Origin of the sequence: Pseudomonas sp. PICF6 (assembly GCF_009831705.1) — a bacterium.
GTDB lineage: Bacteria > Pseudomonadota > Gammaproteobacteria > Pseudomonadales > Pseudomonadaceae > Aquipseudomonas > Aquipseudomonas rhizophila.
The window spans coordinates 159,518-181,693 of the sequence record NZ_WUUD01000016.1 but is presented as its reverse complement, the minus strand read 5'-3'; the positions used below and the strand labels follow the sequence as shown (position 1 = coordinate 181,693).

General features: G+C 60.6%; 23 protein-coding genes. 9 read left to right on the top strand and 14 right to left on the bottom strand.

What is annotated here, in order from left to right:
- Positions 1–102: 102 nt before the first annotated feature.
- A complete protein-coding gene (locus tag GSM73_RS08610; protein WP_047225664.1) occupies positions 103–1,428 on the bottom strand; it encodes a sigma-54-dependent Fis family transcriptional regulator in 1,326 nt (441 codons plus the stop codon).
- 226 nt (positions 1,429–1,654) lie between these two features.
- On the opposite strand from GSM73_RS08610, the gene GSM73_RS08605 reads away from it, so the two are divergent.
- The 7 genes from GSM73_RS08605 to GSM73_RS08575 all read left to right on the top strand — a co-directional run bounded on the left by GSM73_RS08605 (position 1,655) and on the right by GSM73_RS08575 (position 7,380).
- Positions 1,655–2,533, top strand: coding sequence for an MBL fold metallo-hydrolase (locus GSM73_RS08605; RefSeq protein WP_047225663.1), 879 nt, complete (start codon positions 1,655–1,657; stop codon positions 2,531–2,533).
- 42 nt (positions 2,534–2,575) lie between these two features.
- Complete coding sequence (locus GSM73_RS08600) at positions 2,576–4,246, top strand: bifunctional protein tyrosine phosphatase family protein/NAD(P)/FAD-dependent oxidoreductase (RefSeq protein WP_160892190.1); 1,671 nt, start codon at positions 2,576–2,578, stop codon at positions 4,244–4,246.
- A gap of 28 nt (positions 4,247–4,274) precedes the next feature.
- Positions 4,275–5,078: a sulfite exporter TauE/SafE family protein gene (locus GSM73_RS08595; protein WP_160892188.1), complete on the top strand. Its 804-nt coding sequence runs from the start codon at positions 4,275–4,277 to the stop codon at positions 5,076–5,078.
- 43 nt (positions 5,079–5,121) lie between these two features.
- A complete protein-coding gene (locus GSM73_RS08590) occupies positions 5,122–5,556 on the top strand; it encodes a YeeE/YedE family protein (protein ID WP_047225660.1) in 435 nt (144 codons plus the stop codon).
- Between the two features lie 2 nt (positions 5,557–5,558).
- The gene (locus tag GSM73_RS08585) at positions 5,559–5,978 is read left to right on the top strand and encodes a DUF6691 family protein (RefSeq protein WP_160892186.1); all 420 of its coding nucleotides are present in this window, start codon (positions 5,559–5,561) and stop codon (positions 5,976–5,978) included.
- Between the two features lie 13 nt (positions 5,979–5,991).
- Complete coding sequence (locus GSM73_RS08580; RefSeq protein WP_047225658.1) at positions 5,992–6,180, top strand: DUF2892 domain-containing protein; 189 nt, start codon at positions 5,992–5,994, stop codon at positions 6,178–6,180.
- Between the two features lie 84 nt (positions 6,181–6,264).
- Positions 6,265–7,380 carry an ArsO family NAD(P)H-dependent flavin-containing monooxygenase gene (locus tag GSM73_RS08575; RefSeq protein ID WP_160892184.1) on the top strand — a complete coding sequence of 372 codons (1,116 nt, stop codon included), beginning with the start codon at positions 6,265–6,267 and terminating at the stop codon, positions 7,378–7,380.
- Here the strand turns inward: GSM73_RS08575 and GSM73_RS08570 are convergent.
- The 12 genes from GSM73_RS08570 to GSM73_RS08515 all read right to left on the bottom strand — a co-directional run bounded on the left by GSM73_RS08570 (position 7,377) and on the right by GSM73_RS08515 (position 17,628).
- Positions 7,377–8,744: an ATP-binding protein gene (locus GSM73_RS08570; RefSeq protein WP_160892182.1), complete on the bottom strand. Its 1,368-nt coding sequence runs from the start codon at positions 8,742–8,744 to the stop codon at positions 7,377–7,379. The genes GSM73_RS08575 and GSM73_RS08570 overlap by 4 nt on opposite strands.
- Complete coding sequence (locus tag GSM73_RS08565) at positions 8,741–9,403, bottom strand: response regulator (protein ID WP_047225655.1); 663 nt, start codon at positions 9,401–9,403, stop codon at positions 8,741–8,743. Before GSM73_RS08565 ends, GSM73_RS08570 begins: the two co-directional genes overlap by 4 nt.
- A gap of 11 nt (positions 9,404–9,414) precedes the next feature.
- Positions 9,415–10,059: a tetratricopeptide repeat protein gene (locus tag GSM73_RS08560; RefSeq protein WP_076384310.1), complete on the bottom strand. Its 645-nt coding sequence runs from the start codon at positions 10,057–10,059 to the stop codon at positions 9,415–9,417.
- Positions 10,056–10,865 carry an SDR family oxidoreductase gene (locus GSM73_RS08555; protein WP_160892180.1) on the bottom strand — a complete coding sequence of 270 codons (810 nt, stop codon included), beginning with the start codon at positions 10,863–10,865 and terminating at the stop codon, positions 10,056–10,058. The genes GSM73_RS08560 and GSM73_RS08555 overlap by 4 nt, the downstream gene beginning before the upstream one ends.
- On the bottom strand, positions 10,852–11,526 hold the full coding sequence (locus GSM73_RS08550; RefSeq protein ID WP_047225652.1) for a TenA family transcriptional regulator: 675 nt from the start codon (positions 11,524–11,526) through the stop codon (positions 10,852–10,854). Before GSM73_RS08550 ends, GSM73_RS08555 begins: the two co-directional genes overlap by 14 nt.
- A complete protein-coding gene (locus GSM73_RS08545; RefSeq protein WP_160892178.1) occupies positions 11,523–13,004 on the bottom strand; it encodes an AMP-binding protein in 1,482 nt (493 codons plus the stop codon). The genes GSM73_RS08550 and GSM73_RS08545 overlap by 4 nt, the downstream gene beginning before the upstream one ends.
- On the bottom strand, positions 12,994–13,671 hold the full coding sequence (locus GSM73_RS08540; RefSeq protein WP_047225650.1) for a thermostable hemolysin: 678 nt from the start codon (positions 13,669–13,671) through the stop codon (positions 12,994–12,996). Before GSM73_RS08540 ends, GSM73_RS08545 begins: the two co-directional genes overlap by 11 nt.
- A gap of 69 nt (positions 13,672–13,740) precedes the next feature.
- Entirely contained in the window at positions 13,741–14,970 is a 1,230-nt protein-coding gene (gene arsJ, locus GSM73_RS08535; protein WP_160892176.1) for an organoarsenical effux MFS transporter ArsJ, read from the bottom strand.
- 9 nt (positions 14,971–14,979) lie between these two features.
- Positions 14,980–15,984: an ArsJ-associated glyceraldehyde-3-phosphate dehydrogenase gene (locus GSM73_RS08530; protein ID WP_076384302.1), complete on the bottom strand. Its 1,005-nt coding sequence runs from the start codon at positions 15,982–15,984 to the stop codon at positions 14,980–14,982.
- Between the two features lie 68 nt (positions 15,985–16,052).
- The gene (arsH, locus tag GSM73_RS08525; RefSeq protein WP_047225647.1) at positions 16,053–16,769 is read right to left on the bottom strand and encodes an arsenical resistance protein ArsH; all 717 of its coding nucleotides are present in this window, start codon (positions 16,767–16,769) and stop codon (positions 16,053–16,055) included.
- Positions 16,770–16,834: 65 nt separating this feature from the next.
- Positions 16,835–17,206, bottom strand: coding sequence for a metalloregulator ArsR/SmtB family transcription factor (locus tag GSM73_RS08520; RefSeq protein WP_107322793.1), 372 nt, complete (start codon positions 17,204–17,206; stop codon positions 16,835–16,837).
- An 8-nt stretch (positions 17,207–17,214) separates the two neighbouring features.
- A complete protein-coding gene (locus tag GSM73_RS08515; protein ID WP_047225645.1) occupies positions 17,215–17,628 on the bottom strand; it encodes an arsenate reductase ArsC in 414 nt (137 codons plus the stop codon).
- Positions 17,629–17,862: 234 nt separating this feature from the next.
- Between GSM73_RS08515 and arsB the strand changes: the two genes are divergently transcribed.
- Complete coding sequence (gene arsB, locus GSM73_RS08510) at positions 17,863–18,948, top strand: ACR3 family arsenite efflux transporter (protein ID WP_047225644.1); 1,086 nt, start codon at positions 17,863–17,865, stop codon at positions 18,946–18,948.
- Positions 18,949–19,042: 94 nt separating this feature from the next.
- Here arsB and nhaA read toward each other — a convergent pair whose 3' ends face one another.
- Positions 19,043–20,236: a Na+/H+ antiporter NhaA gene (gene nhaA / locus GSM73_RS08505; RefSeq protein WP_047225643.1), complete on the bottom strand. Its 1,194-nt coding sequence runs from the start codon at positions 20,234–20,236 to the stop codon at positions 19,043–19,045.
- 266 nt (positions 20,237–20,502) lie between these two features.
- On the opposite strand from nhaA, the gene GSM73_RS08500 reads away from it, so the two are divergent.
- A partial coding sequence (locus GSM73_RS08500; protein WP_256676786.1) for an amidase occupies positions 20,503–22,176 on the top strand: 1,674 nt, incomplete at its 3' end.

The window sequence follows — 22,176 nt, the reverse complement described above, 5'->3', positions numbered from 1 at the left end:
ATTAGGAACGTAACCTGGTAGAAGGGGGATTTTGCGCCAACCTCAGAGCCTGCCAATCTGCCATGACGGCAGTGATTGGCAGTCAGGTGTCATAGCGGCTGATCAGGCCAAACCCTGCTCTTTCAAGCGCCGGTACAAAGTCCGTTCGCTGATACCCAAGTGCCGGGCCAGCTCACTGCGGGTCCCTTTGAACGCAGACAGGATCTGGGCCAACGAGTGGCCATCAGCAACAGCCGGGTTAGCCAGTCGTTGGGCTGTCGCATCGGGGACCTGGGGTAAATGCACGGAATGAATGACCCCGTCATCGGCAAACAGGCTGGCTCTTTCCAGCACATTACGAAGCTCGCGGATATTGCCCGGCCAGGAGTATCGCTGCAGTTGCATCAAGGCATCGGCGTCGATGGTCAGCCGGCGCTTGCCCGTACCGGAACGTTGCAATAACGAATTGACCAGCAGCGCGATGTCCTCCATGCGATTGCGCAGAGGCGGTAAATGAATGGGAAATACGCTGATGCGGTAGTACAGGTCTTGCCTGAACTCACCCTGGGCCATCATCTGTTCCAAGGGCTTATGGGTGGCGGCAACCAATCGGAAATCTGCATGCAAGGTTTCCACGCCGCCAACACGGCGATAGGTTCCCGATTCAATCAGCCTGAGCAGTTTCACCTGCATGGCCAGGGGAACGTCGCCGATTTCATCAAGAAACAGCGTACCGCCCTGGGCTGTTTCGACCAGGCCCTGCTTGCGCAGGGTGGCCCCGGTGAACGCGCCTTTCTCGTGGCCGAACAGTTCGCTCTCAAACAGCGTTTCAGTCAACCCGGAACAGTCCACTACCACAAAGGGCCCGTTGGCCCGCTCGCTGGTTTCATGGACCGCACGGGCAAACAGTTCCTTGCCCGTACCGGACTCTCCCAACAGCAGCACCGGCAACATGGACGGCGCGACCCGCTGCAGTTCCGACAGTGCACGGTTGAACGCCGGAGAGCTGCCCACCAGGCCCTCGTTGCTGGGCCGTGCTGAGGCGCTGCGTACCAGGGTAAGGCGCTCCACATACGCGGTTATGTCGCCATGGTCATTGAGGATCGGCCGCAGTTCCACGTCGACATGTTCAGGCCCGCGGGGGGTGTGGTGAATGTGCAGGACCCGGTCCGGGCCGCGCATTTCCCTGGCCTTCTTCATCGGGCAGTTCTCCCCCGCTTGATCGCAAGGCACATCGTAATGGTGGGAAATCCGATAGCACTTATGACCAATAAACGGTTGATCGGCACTGCCGAACTGGCGCCGATAGGCGGTGTTCGCCGCCAGAATGTTGTAGTCCGGGTCCAGCACGATCATCGGCTGCGGCTCGTGCTCGAGAAACGAAACCAGAGACTGCACCTGGTCCGGCGGGGGGATCGAATTGTTCGGGGTTGGCAGGATAGTGCTCATCGGGGTTCCTGTGGATTCATCCGGACGCAAGCGACACTGCCACTATGCCAACAAACACTGCCAATGGCAGTTGTTTATTCGTGTGCGTGAAAATGCCGCATCCCACCTACAAAAATAAACACAACAAATTCAAATAGATAGCTTTGATTTTTCGCTCACTCGGTGCATGGCAGACTTATTGCTATGTCAGGTTAAACCAGTCGGCAACAAGACCAGGAGACCGATCATGACCGCTACACTGCACGTCGAAGGATTTTTCGATCCCGATACTCATACTGTCAGTTATATCGTGCTTGATCAGGCGACCCGCCACTGCGCACTCGTGGACAGCGTACTGGATTACGATCCCAAGTCCGGCCATACCACGACGACGTCTGCCGACACGTTGATCGCCAGGGTGGCCGAGCTGGACGCCAAGGTTCAATGGATTCTTGAAACCCATGTCCACGCCGACCACCTCACGGCAGCGCCTTACCTCAAAGAAAAGCTGGGAGGCAAGATCGGCATCGGCAGTCGCATCACCACCGTGCAGCAAGCCTTTGGCACGCTGTTCAATACCGGTGATGACATGGCCCAGGATGGAAGTCAGTTCGATCATCTGTTCGTCAATGACTACACGTTCTCCATCGGTTCGCTGCAATGCCGCGCACTGCATACGCCGGGCCATACACCCGCCTGCATGACGTACGTCGTCAGCGACGCCAGGCAAACGGTGGCATTCGTCGGCGACACCCTGTTCATGCCCGACTACGGTACGGCGCGCTGTGATTTTCCTGGTGGCGATGCCCGCACCTTGTTCCGGTCCATCAACAAGGTACTGAGCCTGCCGGCCGATACGGTGCTGTACATGTGCCACGACTACCAGCCCGACGGCCGCGAGGTACTGTTCGCCAGTACCGTTGCCGAGCAGCGCGCCGACAATATCCATGTGCGCAACGGCATCAGTGAAGAAGAGTTCGTGGCCATGCGCACCAAGCGTGACAGCACGTTGGAAATGCCGACGCTGATCCTGCCATCGGTTCAGGTGAACATGCGCGCCGGACACTTTCCTGAGCCGGAATCGAACGGCACACGCTATCTGAAGATCCCGCTCAACGTGCTCTGACGTCCCCTCCCCCTATAAGAAAATCCCATCACGGAGACCACCATGGACATCCGCCACCTTGCGCCAGGCTTAGCGGTATCGGAGCAGATTTTCCCCGATCAATTGACGGAACTGAAAAACACCGGCTTTCGCGCCATCGTGTGTAATCGCCCGGATGGCGAAGGCAGCGATCAACCCTTGTTTGCCGAAATCAAGCGCGCGGCTGAAGCGCTGGGCATTGAAGCTCACTATCTGCCCGCGGAATCGGGCAAGGTCACCGACGAGCAAGGCGTTGCCTTCGGCCGGCTATTTGAATCACTGCCAAAACCGGTGTTGGCGTATTGCCGCTCCGGCATGCGTTCGACAACCATGTGGGCGCTGTCACAAGCGAGCCTGCTGCCTCTGCCGCAGATCGTCGAAACAGCCAAAGATGCCGGGTTTGACATGAAAGGCGTTATCCGCCGGATTGCAAACAAGGGGCAGACCCCGATCGAAGTGGCCGAGGCCGAGCATGCGGTGGTCATTATCGGGGGCGGCGCAGCGGGCATTGCGGCGGCATCCAGTTTATTGGCCAGGGAACCGGGGCTCGACATCGCCATCATTGACCCGGCAGATGTGCATTACTACCAGCCCGGCTGGACGCTGGTCGGTTGCGGTGTCTTCGATGCCCCCCGGACCGCCCATACGATGGGCTCGACCATTCCTCGCGGCGTCCACTGGATCAAAGCCGCCGTGGCCGCTTTTGAACCCGAGAAAAATGCGCTCATTCTCGATGGGTGCAGAGTCGTCAAGTATCAACAACTGATCGTGTGCCCTGGCCTGAAACTCAACTGGAATGCCATTGAAGGTCTGCCGCAGACATTGGGTCGCAACGGCGTTACATCCAACTACCTGTATCACCTCGCCCCCTATACCTGGGAGTGCGTGCAGCAACTACGCGGTGGCCGGGCCATCTTCACGCAACCGCCGATGCCGATCAAATGTGCCGGGGCGCCGCAAAAAGCCATGTATCTCTCTGCCGACCACTGGCGGCGTGAAGGGGTACTCGGCAACATCAAGATCGATTTCTGTAGTGCCGCAGCAGTGCTGTTCGGCGTGCCCGATTACGTGCCGGCCCTGATGGAGTACATCCGCGCCTATGGCATCGACCTGAACTTCGGCAGCACGCTGACGAGCGTTGACGGTCCCGCGCGAACCGCCACCTTCAGTTGCGCCCAGCCCGATGGCACACGCCAGCTTGTCACGCGCGACTTCGACCTGCTGCATGTGGTGCCCCCACAGATTGCGCCAGACTTTATCCGCGTCAGCCCCCTCGCCGATGCCGCTGGCTGGATTGATGTCGACCCCGACACGCTGCGCCATAAAACCTGGGCGAATATTCACGCACTGGGCGACGCCACCAACTCCAGCAATGCCAAGACCGCCGCGGCCGCTCGCAAGCAGGCGCCCGTGGTCGCCCATAACGTGCTGGCAGCCATGGGCAAAGCCAAGGGCAACGCTCATTACGACGGTTACGGCTCCTGTCCGCTGACAGTCGAACGGGGCAAGATCGTCCTGGCGGAGTTCACCTATGGCGGCACCGTCGCCCCCAGCTTCCCGTCCTGGCTGATTGACGGTACCCGGCCATCGCGGCTGGCCTGGCTACTCAAGGAGCGGATTCTCCCTCCGTTGTATTGGAAGGGCATGCTCAAGGGACATGAGTGGCTGGCTAAACCGGAGTTGGCGGATCTATGAAACCAGACCTCAAGGCAAGGAGAGAGGGATGATCGTCATCTTGCTGCTCGGCCTGACCGTGGGTGTGATTCTGGCGCTGACGGGCGCTGGCGGAGGAATCCTGGCGGTTCCCCTGCTGGTCTTCGGCGCGGGCCTGAGCATGGCCGAAGCCGGGCCCATCGGCTTGATGGCGGTGGGTTTGGCCGCGTCCCTGGGTGCAGTGATGGGCCTTAGAAACGGCACCGTACGCTATAAGGCTGCGCTGCTGACCGCAGGCGCGGGCATCATCTGTTCTCCACTGGGGATCTGGCTGGCTCAGCGCACGCCTAACCGTCCTTTGGCGCTCCTGTTTGCCCTTCTATTGATGTACGTGGCCTTCCGAGCCTTTCAAAAATCATTGCCCTCGCGCGCCGATTGCAAAGCCACGTCGAAGCGCAAACCCCCGCCTTGTGTACTGGACGAAAACCGCGGCAAGCTCCATTGGACCGCACCCTGTGCCTGGGCGCTGACGGTCTCCGGCATGGTCGCCGGCGCGCTGTCCGGCCTGCTGGGTGTGGGCGGCGGTTTTGTCATGGTCCCGGCACTCCAGCGCTACACCAATCTGACCACCCAATCGGTGCTCGCCACGTCGCTGACGGTCATTGCCCTGGTTTCAATTTCCGGCGTGGTGGCGAGCTCGGCGGCGGGTCATTTGCAATGGGCGATTGCCGTACCTTTTACCCTTGGCGCATTGTTGGGAATGACCGGCGGCCGCTTGCTCGCCGCCCGACTGCCGGAGCCCTATCTGCAAAAAGGCTTCGCCATTCTGGCTGCGCTGGTGGCCCTGGCATTGGTTGTAAAAGCCCTGGGTTAATCGCCTGCTGGAGTCTCAACGTGGTTTGTATCGGAGAAATCTCATGAACATTGACTGGCTCAACTTCACGCCCTGGTCAGCCCTTGCCGGCGGTGCGTTGATTGGTTTGGCTGCCAGCCTTTTCGTTGTCGCCAATGGGCGTATCGCCGGCATCAGCGGTTTACTCGGCAGCCTGCTGCAGCGTGGTAGCGAGGGGGTTAGCGAGAAAGCGCTGTTTCTGTTGGGGCTGCTCGTTGCGCCGCTGCTATGGGGCCTATTCACCGCGTTGCCGCAGATCGAGTTTCAGAGCGGCTGGCTCGGCCTCAGCGTCGCCGGCCTGCTGGTGGGCATCGGCACCCGCTACGGGTCGGGCTGTACCAGCGGCCACGGCGTATGTGGCCTGTCGCGCCTTTCACCGCGTTCGATGATCGCCACGGCATGTTTCATGTTCAGCGGTTTCGCCACGGTCTTTGTCCTGCGTCATATGTTGGAGGGTTGAACATGCTCAAACTGACTGCATTCATGGCCGGTCTGGTGTTCGGCTTCGGTCTGCTCCTGGCGGGCATGGCCAATCCGAGCAAAGTCTTGGCGTTCCTGGATGTGACCGGCACCTGGGACCCCTCCCTGGCCCTGGTCATGCTCGCAGCGATTGGTGTCGCGATCGGCCCACTGACCTGGGCCCGCCGCCAGCCCCGTTCGATGCTGGGAAACCCGATGCAATTGCCGGTCAAGCGTGAGCTGGACCCACGCTTGATCGGCGGCAGCCTGCTGTTCGGCATCGGTTGGGGGATAGCCGGTATCTGTCCGGGGCCCGCCGTGGCGATCCTGCTCACCGGGCACTGGCAAATCATCGTATTCATGGCGGCCATGCTGGCTGGCATGTTGTTGTTCACCGCGCTGGAGAACCGGCGCACTCACTGATCGGGAGATCGTCATGAAAGCCAATATCGGAACCATCGACCGTAGCTTGCGTATTGCCGCGGGACTTGTCCTCATTGCCCTCAGCCTGAGCGGCGTGATCGGCTTGTGGGGCTGGATCGGCCTGGTGCCGCTGGCCACGGGGATCTTCCGTTTCTGCCCGGTCTATACATTACTGGGCATCAGGACCTGCAAACGCTGCTGAGGCGGGTGCTGCCGCGCCTGCAAATGACGGTACTGTCAGCCATTACACCGGCTTGTTTTCCCACCTCAATCGGAGACCACCGTCATGACTCATTCGCCTGCCACTCCCAGTCAATATGACGTGGTGATTGTCGGTGGAGGCCAATCCGCCTTGGCAGTGGCGTATTTCCTGCAGCGCACCCGACTTTCGTTCGTCATTCTCGATGCCGAGCAAGGGCCAGGAGGTGCCTGGCGCCATGGCTGGAACTCTTTGCGTCTATTCTCCCCCGCCACCTGGAGCTCGATCCCAGGCTGGATGATGCCGCCCACGCAGGATGGCTACCCATCACGCGACCATGTGATCGACTACCTCAAGCAGTACGAACAGCGCTATCAATTGCCCATCGTGCGTCCCGTGCGCGTCACTTCTGTAGAGCGTACAGAAACCGGGTTGCGGGTTAAGGCGCACGATAGACATTGGGACGCCAAGGTTGTGGTCAGCGCCACCGGCACCTGGAGTACCCCGTTCATCCCCCACTACCCCGGCGCGGGATTATTCGCCGGTCAACAGCTGCACTCGGCAAACTACCTCCAAGCGCAGCCGTTCACCGGAAAAAAAGTCCTGGTCATCGGTGGCGGCAATTCAGGGGCGCAGATTCTGGCCGAGGTTTCCAGGGTTGCCGAAACCACATGGGTAACACCTGTTGAACCCCTGTTCCTGCCTGATGAAGTGGATGGGCAGGTGTTGTTCGAGCGCGCCACGCAGCGCTGGAAAGCGCAACAGGAAGGTCGCGTCATCGAACAGCCCGTGGGTGGGCTGGGTGACATCGTCATGGTACCGCCCGTTGTCGAGGCCCGGTCGCGCAACGCGCTCAAATCAGTCCGACCTTTCGAACGCTTCACCCGCAACGGCGTAATCTGGGCCGACGGGAGCGAGTCTGCGGTGGACGTGGTGATCTGGTGTACCGGCTTCCGACCCGCCCTGCAGCATCTGGAGCCACTGGGTGTGCTCAACGCTGAAGGACGCGTGGACGTTGACGGGACTCATTCGATTCAAGAGCCCAGGCTATGGCTGGTGGGCTATGGCGAATGGACCGGTGCGGCCTCCGCTACGCTGATCGGCGTAACACGCACGGCCCGCAGCACGGTCAACGAAATTGCCGCTTTCCTCGTCGGTCCATCCGATGCCCAAACACTACCGGCACGCGACGAGCAAGGTTAAAGACGGCCCATCTGCAACGTGGCGCGCAGACCTCCCTCGGGGCGATTCTCCAACCGGACCTGCCCGCCAAGCCGATTGGCGATGGTCCGCACGATCGTCAAGCCCAACCCGGCACCCTGGTCGTTGCCGCGGCTGTAGAAGCGTTCAAAAAGCCGGTCCCGTTCGGCCTCGTCTATGCCTGGCCCCTGATCCTCGACCGCCAGCTCGTAATGATCTCCCTGTCGGGCCAGCCGCACCGTGATCAAGCCGTTGGGGGGAGAAAAGTTGGCCGCATTGGTCACCAGGTTGTTCAAGGCAATATCGATGGACACCGGATCAATCCTCACCGGGTCGATGTCATCACTGACGTCCAGAACCAGCTCCAGCCCCTTGCTGAGCAACCAGGGGGTCATCTGAACCAGACTTTCACGCACCGTGGCGGGCAGATCGATCACGGCGGGTGCAGGCACGCCGGCTTGTGGTTCAAGGCGTGCCATGGTGAGCAACTGATTGACCAGGCGCGTGGTGCGATCCACTCCGACGATCAGATGCTGCAGGGACTCACGCCGGCTCTGCTCATTCCCCGCCTCCATCAGGTTCTGCGCATGAACCCTGAGCACCGCCAGGGGGGTTCGCATCTCATGGGCTGCGTCGGCAATAAAACGCCGTTCTCGGCCCATCAACTCCTGAATCTGCGCCAGCACCCGATTGAGCGCCGCTTGCATGGGCTCCAGTTCGCTGGGCAGCGGCACCAATTGCAGAGGCTCCAGTGAGCCCGGATGCCGCGCACGCAACTTGGCTGCCATGTCGACCAGAGGCTTGAGCCCCCAGCCGATGGCCAACCAGATCACGGCGGCAAGAATCAGGCTGCCGATCAGATTAGGCACCACCGTGTGACGGACAATACGATCGACCAGATCGGACCGCACATCATCACGCTCCCCTACCCAGATTTTCAGGCCGTACTGTGTATCATCCAGTACGAACGCCCGCCACATACGGTCCTTTTGGTCTATCACGTCGCTGAAACCAGGAGCAATCGGCGGTGAGGGGAATGTCGGTGCACTGGAGGTGTGAACCAGCAACGCACCTTTTGAATCCCAGACCTGAAAGGCGATTTTGCTCTCATAGGGATGTCCATCGACTTTGGGAACCGCCGACGCCAAGGCCGAATTGAATGCCTGATACAACTGCGCATGTTCCTTGCTGGCCATGGGCATGCGCATGACACCCTGCAACAGCCGGGCGTTCTGGGCCAATTGAGCATCGTAGACTTCAGCGATCTCGTGGTTGCTGTCATGCAGATTGAATACGGTGATGATCAACAGGCCAACGAACAAAAGCCCCAGGATCAGCGTGAGGGTGCGCCGCCGGATTGAAGTCATCGGCGCTCCTCCACCAGATACCCGACGCCACGAATGGTACGGATCAGGTCGGTGGAAAATTTCTTGCGCAGGTGGTGAATATGCACTTCCAGGGTGTTGCTCTCGGCCTCCTCGTTCCAGCCGTAAAGCAATTGCATCAGATGATCGCGCGTCATGACCCGGCCCGGCGGCGACAGCAATTCATGGAGCAACTGATACTCCTTGGGCGTCAACGCCACCGGGTTGCCCTGATAGCTGACCTGCTGGGTCCCCGGATTGAGGCTGATGCCGGCATGCTCGATCAGCGCCTGGGCACGACCGGCGCTGCGGCGCAACAAGGCCCGCAACCGGGCCTTGAGTTCCGCCAGATCGAAGGGTTTGATCAAGTAGTCGTCGGCCCCGGCATCGAGCCCGGCAATGCGATCTTCGGTGGCGTCCCGGGCGGTGAGGATCAGCACCGGCAGGTTGGAACCGCTGTCACGCAAGCGACGCAACACCTGCAGGCCGTCCATCCGTGGCAGGCCCAGGTCAAGCACAGCCAGGTCAAAGGTTTCGCTGAGCAGTGCGTGCAAGGCGCTGCTCCCGTCCTTCAACCAGTCTACGGTATAGCCTTCGCGGCTCAGGGCCTGATGGATGCCTTCGCCCAGGGCCACGTCATCCTCGATCAGTAATAAGCGCACGCACACTCCTCTCAGCCAAGTTTTTTGTTCACATCCACCAGCAACGCTTCGATTTCCTTGCGGCGCCCCGCGTCAGCGGTTTCCCGGCCGGGCCGTGGCGCTGCCTGCAAGGCTTTTTGCAGGGCAACCCGGGCTTCAGCGTAGCGTTTCTGACGGTAGAGGTGATCGCCCCAGAAGTACAGACTGTCAATGCCGTTTGGGTTCAGTTGCAGCGCCTGCTGGAGCAGTTGCTCGGCCTTGTCCGAGTCGCCAAACCCCAAGGGCCAGCCGGGAACCCGATCATAGAGTGCGCCGAGGCTGGTGTAGGCCGAGCCTTGCAAGGCTTTGGGATCCAGGGCCAGGGCCTGTTCCAGATCAGCCTTGGCGTCCTTGACCTTGCCCAGCGCACCGATCCCGCCTGCGGCCCCTGCCCAACTGCTTTTGACAATGCCCGACCAGATCCAGGCCTCGGCCACTGACTGGCGTTGCTGCTTGAACGCCGAAGCCTGGGCGGCGAGTTTTTCAAAGGCATCGGCACGCTGCCCCTCAGGCAACTCATATTGGATATGCGCCCAGCTTTGCTGGATGCCTGTGAGACGCTGCTGGTCGGCGTCATCCAAGGCCCAGGCGCTTTGAGCCAGGGCGCCGAACAGTAAACAGATCAGAATTTTTTTCATGGTTTGAGGTGCTCGTTCTCAGGTTTATGGCTCAGACGGCGAACCAGTGGCAGTTGCTTGCGCAGGCCACGGTCCACCAGGTTGGGCAGCAGGCTGTTGAGGCCGACGAAAAAACGCTCGGGCCAGCCCAGATACAGCTCGCGACGGTCGCCGGTAATGGCATGTATGACCGCCGAGGCCACCGCGTGCGGATCATCGACGTTGGCCTTGAGCGCCTGGTTGAGGGCTTGGGCCGCCGGGCTGTTCATCGACGTACGTGTAGCCCGGGGCGCCACGTAGAGCACGCCGACCCGGGTGTCCGCCAACTCTCGGCGCAGCGCTTCGGAGAACCCGCGCAGGGCGAACTTGCTGGCGCAGTAACTGGCGTAGCCTGGGTAGCCGATCGAGCCGTAGGTCGAGCCGACATTGACCACCATGGCGCTGGCGGCCTGTTTAAGCAGTGGCAGCAACAGTTTGCTCAAACAGATCGGCGCGCTGATGTTCAACGCCAGCATGGCGTCGATCTCACTGTCCTCGAGTTGTTCGAGCATGGCAAAGTGGTTAACACCGGCGGCATTGATCAGCAGGTTGATGCCGCCCAAGGCCTCGGCGGCGGCCAGCACCTTGCGCCGATCACCTGGCACAGTCAGGTCTGCGCCAACCCAGTACAACTGCTGCGGGTAGCGTTCGATCAAGGGTTCCAGCGCTTCGCGATGCCTGGCCACGGCCAACACCCGAGCGCCACTGGCGCATAGGGCCTGGGCGATGGCCCGGCCAATTCCGCCACTGGCACCGGTCAAGACGATCCGGGCGTCACACAGGCGCATGCTGGTCCCCCTCGTCACGGGGCAGGCCCCGGAACATCTCGGTGTAGAGCGTGTACACCACTTTGGAGGCGTGGATCACCGCCGCCTGGTCGGCCGGATCCTCCAGCTTGTTCATCAGGCCGCGATAGGTCTGCATGTGCTCGATATCCAGCGACCCGTGGGAGCTGAGGTAGCTGAAAGCGGTGGGCGGCAGTTCCAGGTGTTCACGAATGGCGTCGGCGGCGTGGGTCGCCAGAGCGATGCTGGTGCCCTCGAGCACATTGACCATGCCGAACAGCCCCACCGGATTGCCCCGGGCGATCAAGTCATACAGGTAACTGACCATCAATTCGATAGGCAGCGACGGCTGACCATCACGCACCGCATCCTTGTCGCCTCCACACACGGCGATGTCATCCAGCACCCATTGCTCATGACCGTATTCCTCGTCGATGTACTCGCACACGGCCTTGCGCAGCCATTCCAGGTGCGCTGGCAGGCGTGCACCGCAAGCCATCATCAACGGTACGGTGTGGCGCACGTGGTAGTAGGCCTGGATCAGAAACGCCCGGTAACTGGCCAGGCTGACCTGGCCGTCGAGGGCGTCACGGATAATCGGCAGATTAAACAGCGTCTGACGTTCCTGATGGGTGGCTTCTTGCAACGTGTCGAAAAAACTCATGACGGATATTCCTCGGACAGAATGGATTCGCTGAACAACCCGCGGTAATGCTCGACAATCGCTTCACGGCGCGGTCGGCCGTTGGCGGTGAGCAGGCCGTTGGCTGCGGTGAAGGGGTGCGCCAGTCGCGTCCAGTGATGGACCTGCGCGTAATCGGGCAACGCCTCGTTGGCCTCGCTCACCGCCAGCTCCAGCGCTTGGTCAGAGCAGTCAGCGCGGGTGGGCCACAGCAATGCATGGTTGTGCGGCAAGGCTTCGCCATAGACGAAGGCCTGACTGATGGTGCCGCCTTGGGTAAGTTCGGCTTCGACCCATTCAGGGTTAACGTTGCGACCGAAGCTGGTGACGAATTGGTGCTTCTTGCGCCCGCGCAGGTACAGGAACCCGTCGGCGTCGAACTCCCCCAAGTCGCCGCTGGGCCACCAGTCGTCGGGCGGCGGAGGCTCCCCCAGGTATCCGAGCAAGGTCGAGCCCTTGATCATGACCTCGCCGTCTTCGGCCAGACGAACCTGCACATGGGGCAACGGCTGACCGACACTGCCGGCGCGGTTGGCCTGTGGGCGGTTGAGGCACACCACCGAAGCGCATTCCGACAGCCCGTAGCCTTCGAATACCGGCACGCCAGCACGCTGGGCTCGTTGCAGAAGATCATGGGATACCCGCGCACCGCCCACGGCGGCGAACCGCAAAGCGTGTGGGTAGAACGCTTTCTGCTCGGCGGCCGTGACCAGCATCAGCAACAATTGTGGAACCAGGATCAGACTCTGCGCCCGGCGCTCGGTCAGGCACGCCAACAGGCGCGCCGGGTCGACGCCACTGGCGCCCTGGATGCCAAGGGTTTTCTGGCCAGGCAGGCTGAGCATCGCCCCGGCATACAGCGCCGCGTAGCACCCGAGGTTTTCCAGAAGCACCGCCAGGGGCAGCAGCGCCAGATGATGCCTTGGGTTGACTGGCCGGCTGGCCTGTTCCAGCTCACGGGCGACCCGCAGCAGGCTGTCGGCACTCAGGCAGACACCTTTTGGCGTGCCGGTGGTGCCCGAGGTAAAGGTCAGCTTGGCGGTGCCCGCCGGCAGGCGGCTCGGTCCGGCGTAATCTTTTTGCCAGAACTCGCCGCTGTAGTGGTAACCGGCGACCTGGAGTTCGGCGGCCAGTCCCGGCTCGGCAATCACCCGCTGCGCCTGGCTCTGCTCCAGGCAGTGCAAGCGTTGAGCCGGACTGAAAAAACCCGGCAGGATGACGCAAGCCAGACCTTCGAACAAAGCCGCCAGGTCCCAAAGCATGGCTTCGACACCGTTATCCAGGGCCAGGGCAACAACCTTTATGTGTTCATCGCGCAGGCGTTGCTGGCGGTACACCACTTCGGAATAAAGCGTGGCGTAGTCCAGCCGCAAGTTATCGCCCCACAGCGCCACGGCGTAGCCCTTGCGTTGGGCATGCTCACGCAGGGTGAGTTTGAAGCGTTCCACTTCAGGCAACATGGCACGCCTCCCCGTAAGTCTGTGAAAAACCCAGGCGATCGAACAGACCGGCGTCGCGCAGATGAACGAAGCCTGCACGGATGTTGCCGACATGAACCCATGGCTGACTCTCGTAGTAGCGGCCCCAGAGGTGACGGTCTTCCCCCAGGCGCTGCGGGTCGGCCGGACACAGGGTCACGGGCTTGAGGCCAAGGCGATGGAAACTGTTGACCAGGCCGATATTGCCGGTGAACGCCACCCACTCCAGCCCGCCCATCGCCAACAGATAGGTGATCGCGATAATGCTCAGGCGAGCGCTGCCGGTGTCGCTGGCGGCCAGATTGCCAACTTCGACAATGCCGGCGCGATCCACTGCGCAGTCTGCATCGGCCTTGATCAAAGGCTCGATGGGATCGTCCAGATAATGCTCGAGAAACAGCGGTCCCTGGGCGGCCAGACGCACGCCTGCCACGGCGCAAAGCCTGCCGTCGGCATCATCGAGCCCGAACAGTTCGGGCATGAAGTGACGAATCTCGGCGCCGTGCGCCTGGTGGAAACGCCGGTGGATGAAGGCTTCGAATTCATCCCGGCGGGGCTCTCCCGGCATAGCCCGGTGCAAGTGGCGAACCGGCTGGCCGGCATTGCCGAAAGCCAGCGGTAGATGGATGTTCCAGTCAGAATCGGGCATGGGTCAACGTTCTCCCTTGGGTATGGGGAGAAAGTATCGAGGCCGTTTCTTAACGAAGTCTGAAGGTGGTTAAAGATCGACCGCCGGACTGGCGTGACGAGGCAATCCAATGGAAATCAAAGCGGCGAGCAGCACGAAGGCGCTGGAGATCCATAAGCACGCCTGCAGCCCGTACACTTGATAAACCCAGCCAGAAAGCACCGTTCCGATCAGCCGTCCCATGGCGTTGGACATGTAGTAAAAACCCACATCCAGCGATACGCCGTCTTCCTTGGCGTAGGACACGATCAAATAGCTGTGCAACGAAGAGTTCACCGCGAACAGCGCACCAAAGACCATGAGCCCACCCAGCAGCACCGTCTGTGGTGCCAACCCGCTGTCGAGTCCTAGCGCAATGGCCGCGGGCAGACCCGCCAATGCCATTGCCCACAGACACGCCGCGCGACCATCCGGCACGTGCCCACGTTTCTTGCCAGTGATGTTGGGCGCAAAAGACTGCACGATGCCGTAGCCGATCACCCAGGCCGCGAGGAAACCGCCGACCTTCCAGAAGTCCCAACCGAGAACGCTGCTCAGGTAAACCGGCAGGGCCACCACAAACCAGACGTCGCGGGCACCGAACAAGAACATCCGTGCCGCCGACAAAATGTTGATCGCGCGGCTCTTGGAGAGGATGTCGCGAAACCTGGGCTTGGCTTTCGCTTTACCCAAGTCTTTCTTCAACAGGATCAGGCTGGCGATCCAGATCAACGCCAGTACGCCGGCCATCGCCAGCAGCGCACCTTTGAAGCCGATGAGGGCCAGCAAGGCGCCCCCCAGGAAGAAACCAACGCCCTTGAGGGCATTCTTGGAGCCAGTGAGGATCGCCACCCACTTGTACAGTTGCCCCTGTTGACCATCGGGAACCAGCAGCTTGATCGAGCTTTTCGCGCTCATCTTGTTCAGGTCTTTGGCGATCCCGGACAGCGCCTGAGCGCCCATCACCCAGGGGATGGTCAACCAGGCCAAGGGAACTGTCAGCATCAACAGCGCCACGACCTGCATCCCCAGGCCGATATTCATGGTTCGGTTCAGGCCAAGCCGGGCACCGAGGTAGCCGCCCACCAGGTTGGTGATCACGCCGAAGATTTCGTAGAACAAAAACAGCGCGGCGATTTGCAGCGGGCTGTAGCCCAACGCATGAAAATGCAGCACCACCAACATGCGCAAGGCGCCATCGGTGAGGGTGAAGGCCCAGTAATTGCCGGTGACGAGCAGGTACTGCCGCACTTGCGGAGCGAGGGCTGACAACGCTTTCATGACCGTTCCTCAGACTGTCCGGCCGACCATCCGGGCCAGTTCCACGGTACGGTTGGCATAGCCCCATTCATTGTCGTACCAGGCGTAGAGTTTGACCTGGGTGCCATTGATGACCATGGTCGACAGCGCATCAATGATCGACGAGCGCGGGTCGGTTCGGTAATCGATGGACACCAATGGGCGCTCCTCAAAACCGAGGATGTCCTTGAGTTCGTTCTCGGAAGCGTCCTTGAGGAACTGATTCACTTCTTCGACGGTGGTGGCTCGCTCGACCTCGAAGACACAATCGGTCAGCGAAGCGTTGGCCAGCGGCACGCGCACGGCGTGACCATTGAGGCGCCCGCGCAGCTCCGGGAAGATTTCCGCGATGGCGGTGGCCGAGCCGGTGCTGGTGGGAATCAGACTCATGCCCGAAGCCCGCGCACGGCGCAGGTCCTTGTGGGGTTGATCGAGGATGCTCTGGGTGTTGGTCAGGTCATGAATGGTGGTGATCGAACCGTGGCGTATGCCGAGCTTCTCGTGGATGACTTTCACCACCGGCGCCAGGCAGTTGGTGGTGCATGAAGCGGCGGTGACGATGGCATGGTCGTCGGGCTTGAACAGCTGATGATTGACGCCCATGACGACGTTCAATGCACCTTTTTCCTTCACCGGGGCGCTGACCACCACGCGCTTCACACCCTGGTCGAGATAGCCCTGAAGCACGGCAACCGTCTTCATTTTTCCGCTGGCTTCGATCACCAGATCACAGCCCGACCAATCGGTGTCGGCAATCGCTTTATTGGCCGTGACCTTGATGCGCTTGCCATCGATGACGATGTTGTCGCCCTCGGAGCCAGCCTCTGCATTCCAGCGACCATGCACCGAATCGAAGTTCAACAGATGCGCATGGGTCGCGGCGTCACCCGCCGGATCGTTGATCTGCACAAAGTCGAACTCCGGCCAATGCCAGGCCGCCCGCAATGCCAGGCGACCGATACGCCCAAAACCGTTGATACCCACTTTGATCGTCATGTTGTTGTGCTCCTGTGGCTGGTGTCTATGGAGTTCGACTGCCGGTCGAACCAGGCGTTGGGCTTGACTCAGATGGAGCGCTGATTGACTCGATTCATCAATTCTTGCGCCGACTCCTTGCGCTCGGAATAGCGGTCGACCAGGTAATCCTGGCGGTCGCGAAGCAGCAGCGTGAACTTCACCAACTCCTCCATCACATCCACCACGCGGTCATAGAACGGTGAAGGCTTCATCCGGCCGCTGTCGTCAAACTCCATATAGGCCTTCGGCACGGAAGATTGGTTGGGAATGGTGAACATGCGCATCCAGCGTCCCAGCACCCGCAGCTGATTGACCACGTTGAATGACTGCGAGCCACCGCATACCTGCATGACAGCGAGGGTTTTGCCCTGGGTCGGGCGTACCGCGCCCATCGCCAGCGGCACCCAATCAATCTGCGCCTTGAACACCGCGCTCATGGACCCGTGGCGTTCCGGCGAGCACCAGACCTGGCCTTCGGACCACTGCATCAGCTCGCGCAGTTCCTGGACCCGGGGATGATCGACCGGCGCGTCATCCGGCAGCGGCAGCCCCGACGGATTGAAAATCCGCGCCTCGGCGCCGAAGTGCTCCAACAACCGAGCGGCCTCCTCTACCAGCAGGCGACTGAAGGAACGCTCGCGCGTCGATCCGTACAGCAGCAAAATGCGTGGCTTGTGGCTGGATGTCGTTTCGATACCGAGTTTGTCTGTCGACGGAAGATCGGCCAGTTCGGTTTCGAGTTGGGGAATAGAGTCATCAAACATAGTCTTTTCCTGCGCGACGGCGCTTTGGGAATCATCGAACCAGCGGCATGGCCTACCGGGGCTCGTCAGGCAATTTTGCTCTCACAACAAATGGCGACCCGTTCAGGACGGTCCCCCATTGCTTGCAGACGCTTGGCATCGGGGCTTAACCAGTGCTTGTTGGTTTCGAGTACCACGGTCAGTACCTGCAGCACCCAGTCAGGAAGATTGGGATGCAGTCGGTAGTAAACCCATTGACCTTGCCGACGGTCCGAGAGCAAACCGCAGGTGCGCAACTGCGCCAAGTGCCTGGATACTTTGGGCTGACTCTCGTTCAACGCACAGGTCAGCTCGCAGACGCACAACTCCCCCTCTCGGGTGATCAGCAGCATCATGCGCACCCGATTGTCGTCGGCCAGGCATTTGAAGACAGTGGTCGGGGTCAGATGGTCAGCCATTTCAGTTCTCAGTGTTTGGTTTTCACCAAGACAAACATCTTGATGCGCTCATGAATTTCGTGAAGCGTGTGACGGAACGCGTCGGGCTTGGTGCTGGTGACCGGATCTTCAAAGCTCCAGGTCAAGGCCTCGCCAGCATCGGGGAGCGACTGGCACTGCGCAGTTGCTTTATCGCACAGGGTAATCACGTAATCGAAACGCTCTCCCTGAAACTCATCAATCGACTTGCTGCGTAACCCGTCAGTACTGATTCCAAGGTGCGACAAGACCTCGAAGGTGCGCGGGTCGACCGCGGTCGGAACCGTGCCGGCGCTGAACGCCTCGAAATGTTCCGAATCCGTGTGCCTGAGCAGCGCTTGGGCTAACTGGGAACGAGCAGCGTTGGCGGTGCAGACGAAGAGAACGCGGGCTTTGCCAGTCATGATGAAGCCTCATCCAATATGCGGAAAACCGAATATATGATTATCCGAATATAAGGTAAAGCCCCCGCCGTTTATTTTCCCTGCCACGCAACGTCTACAATCAGAGCGAGATAGAATCCTCTTGGGGGTATTCTCTGAACAGGATCGCGCTCAGTTCAGAAATATATGTTTTTTTCCATATACGCCCTGCATCCGGAACCTGTGCGCGCAGACGTACAAAGAAGAGGTTTGAGTATGAGCACCCGCCAGCCCATCGGCTTTTTCGAGCGCTACCTGTCAGTGTGGGTCGCCCTCTGTATCGCCGCCGGCATTGGTCTGGGCAGTCTGTTCCCACGGCTGTTCCAGACCATGGCCGATTATGAATACGGTTCGGTCAATTTCATTGTCGCGGTACTGATCTGGCTGATGGTCTATCCGATGATGGTGTCGGTGGACTTCTCCAGCCTCAAGCGCATTCACGAACGGCCCAAGGGGCTGATCATCACCCTGGTGGTCAACTGGTTGATCAAACCGTTCACCATGGCCGGGCTGGGGGTGTTGTTCTTTCATTATTTCTTTATCGACCTGATCGATCCTCGCGATGCCGGCCAATACATCGCCGGTCTGATCCTGCTCGGCGCCGCGCCGTGTACCGCCATGGTGTTCGTCTGGTCGCAGCTGACACGCGGCGACGCCACCTACACCCTGGCGCAGGTGGCACTGAATGACGTGATCATGATCTTCGCCTTCGCGCCGCTGGTGGCGCTGTTGCTCGGCGTGACTGACATTGAGGTGCCTTGGGCAACCCTGATCCTTTCGGTCGGGCTGTATGTGTTGATCCCGCTGATTGCCGGGGTACTCACCCGGCTGAAGCTCAGTGCCTCGGCGCAAAACGCCGGCGAGGCCGAGTATGCGGTCACGCGCTTCAACGCTCGGGTCAAACCCCTGTCGATACTCGGCCTGCTGGGCACCGTGGTGCTGCTTTTCGGGTTTCAGGGGCAGATCATTCTGGATAAACCACTGCTGATTGCTTTGATTGCCGTGCCCTTGCTGATCCAGTCCTACGGCATTTTTGCCATTGCTTACGCGGCGGCGCGGCTATGGAAAGTACCCTTTAACGTGGCAGCACCCTGCGCCCTGATCGGCACCTCGAATTTCTTCGAGCTGGCGGTGGCGGTGGCAATTGGTTTGTTCGGCCTTAACTCCGGGGCGGCCCTGGTCACCGTGGTCGGGGTGCTGGTGGAAGTGCCGGTGATGCTGTCGCTGGTGGCTTTTGCCAACCGGACCCAGGCCTGGTTCCCGAAAGAAGGCGTAGGGATGACGCCAACCGCCTCGCCATGACCACAGCATCGCTGCGAACGAGAAATACTGTGGTTAACCCAGGCGAGATGAACTGGATAACGCGGCATGGACAATGCCCCTGCCGCGTCTCACATCAGTTTTTCTTGGGACCTACTTTCATCAGCAACATGACGCCGATGATGGCCGACAGGGTCGAGCCCAGCAGCACACCGACTTTGACCTCATCGACCAGATGCGGCGCATTGGGAAATGCCAGCGCACCGATGAACAGGCTCATGGTGAATCCGATCCCGCACAACAGCGCCACGCCGTACATCTGCGACCATCTGGCCCCCTCAGGCAGTTTGGCCAAGCCGAAACGAATGGCCAGCGCCGCCAACCCGAACACCCCAAGCTGTTTGCCCAGCAACAGCCCCATCGCCACGCCCATCGGTACCGGATCAAGCAGATTATTCGGCGAAATACCGGCCAGGGACACGCCGGCATTGGCGAAGCCGAAGATGGGCACGACCGCAAAAGCCACCCATGGATGCATCTTTTCTTCGAGGTAGAGCAGTGGCGACCACCCGCCTTCGTTGGAGTCTCCAAGGGGGATACACAGGGCAAGAATGACCCCGGCCAAGGTCGCATGGATGCCCGATTGCAGCATGAAGTACCAGAGCAGTGCACCGGCTATCACATAGGGAAACAGCCGCTTGACGCCGCAACGGTTGAGTACCACCAGCAGTGCCGTAACGCCCAGGGACGCCAGCAGCATGTTCGTCGACAAGTCGCTGGTGTAGAAGATCGCGATGATGAGGACGGCCCCAAGGTCATCCAGAATCGCCAGCGCGGAGAGAAAGATTTTCAAGGAAATGGGCACACGCTTGCCGAGCAGCGAAAGCACCCCCAAAGCGAACGCGATATCGGTCGCCGTGGGAATCGCCCAGCCGCTCAAAGTCTGTGCATTACCCCAGTTGATCGCCACGTAGATCAAGCCCGGCAGCAGCATACCGCCCAGCGCCGCAAATCCCGGAAGGGCTCGTTGGCCCCAACTCGACAACTGGCCTTCAAGCATTTCACGCTTGATCTCAAGGCCGACCAGTAAAAAGAACAGAGCCATCAGGCCATCATTGATCCAGTGCCCCACCGAAAGCCCCAGGGCTTTGATGTGCAGCGTGGAGAAGTACACTTCTGACCAGGGCGAATTGGCTACGATCAGCGCGGCCAGGGCGGAAGCCATCAGGATCAGGCCGCCAGCGGATTCAGCGGCGAAAAAACGGGAGAGGAAAGCCATGGCGGAAGGTGACTCACTTTTATTATTCAGGCGCAACGGTTCCGGGCTCATAGGCACAGCGACTCCGCGCTGGCGGCCCGACCTGCGCTTGATTAAACCTGCCCTGCCGCGTTTTGCGGTGACACCCTTGGGCCGTATTCTATACAAAAGGTACTGCCCGAGTGTGGGCGGTTTTCTAATTAGGCCCTCTGGCGGTTATCCCGTAGTAAAGTGCATGCAACCGACATGAGAACCCACTTTGAGATGTCTGAAGTGCCCAAGACCCAGTTTGAATGGCCCCGCGCGTCACACCCCCAGTCAGCCGCAACGGTAACAGCATGATCGAAATTACCGAAGTCTCCATCGCACAACTGCGCGCAGCGCTCCAGTCCGGTCAGACGACCGCGGTCGAACTCGTCCAGGCCTACCTTGCCAGGATCGATGCCTATGACGGCGCCGACACGTCCACCGCCCTCAACGCTGTGGTCGTGCGAAACCCCGATGCCCTGGAAGAAGCACAGGCGTCCGATGCCCGTCGGGCCAAGGGACAAACCCTCGGTCCGCTCGATGGCATTCCCTATACCGCCAAGGACAGTTATCTGGTGAAGGGGCTCACGGCGGCTTCTGGCAGTCCGGCGTTCGCGAACCTGATCGCTTATCGCGATGCGTTCACCATCGAACGGCTTCGCGCCGCCGGGGCGATCTGCCTGGGCAAGACCAACATGCCGCCCATGGCCAATGGCGGCATGCAGCGCGGTGTCTATGGCCGGGCTGAAAGCCCCTATAACGCGGACTACCTCACCGCCCCTTTCGCATCGGGCTCCTCGAACGGTGCAGGCACTGCAACGGCAGCCAGTTTCGCCGCATTCGGCCTTGCCGAAGAAACCTGGTCGAGTGGCCGGGGCCCGGCCTCGAACAACGGATTGTGTGCCTATACACCTTCGCGCGGGGTGATTTCGGTACGCGGCAACTGGCCGTTGACGCCAACAATGGACGTCGTCGTGCCCTATGCCAGGACGATGGCGGATCTTCTCGAAGTGCTCGACGTCGTGGTGGCGGACGATCCTGATACCCGGGGCGATCTGTGGCGCATGCAACCCTGGGTGCCCCTCCCGCCTGTCCACTCGGTTCGCCCTGCCTCATACCCGGGCCTTGCCGCCCACAAGGAAGCACTCGCAGGGGTCCGCTTCGGGGTTCCGCGCATGTACATCAACGCCGATCCCGAAGCGGGCACGGCTGAGGCTCCCGGCATTGGCGGGCCGACGGGGCAGCGAATCAACACCCGTGCCTCGGTCATGGCCCTGTGGGAAGACGCCCGCAAGGCGCTCCAAGCCTGTGGCGCGCAAGTGATTGAGGTCGATTTCCCGCTGGTGTCCAACTGCGAAGGCGATCGTCCGGGCGCGCCGACCGTGTTCACTCGGGGCCTGGTGTCCAAGGAGTTCCTGCACCATGAGTTGTGGGACCTGTCGGCCTGGGCGTTCGATGACTTTCTGCGCGCCAACGGTGATCCGAAACTCAATCGCCTGGCCGATGTTGACGGACCACTGATATTCCCCCATGACCCGGGCACCCTGCCCAACCGTGAGGACGACCTGGCCGCTGGCATGGATGAATACGTCAGGATGGCCGAGCGCGGCATTACGCCGTGGGACCAGATCCCCACCCTGGCGGACGGACTGCGGGGCCTTGAACAGACACGTCGAATCGATCTTGAAGACTGGATGGACCGGCTAGGGCTCGATGCGGTGATATTCCCGACAGTCGCCGACGTTGGCCCCGCAGATGCAGATATCAACCCGGCGTCCGCCGATATCGCCTGGAGCAACGGGGTCTGGGTCGCCAATGGCAACCTGGCCATCCGGCACCTGGGCGTGCCCACCGTCACGGTGCCGATGGGCGTGATGGCGGACATTGGCATGCCTGTAGGGCTGACGTTTGCCGGACGTGCCTATGACGATTCGACCCTGTTGCGCCTGGCTTCGGCGTTTGAGTCGCTGGGCTCCAAACGGGTG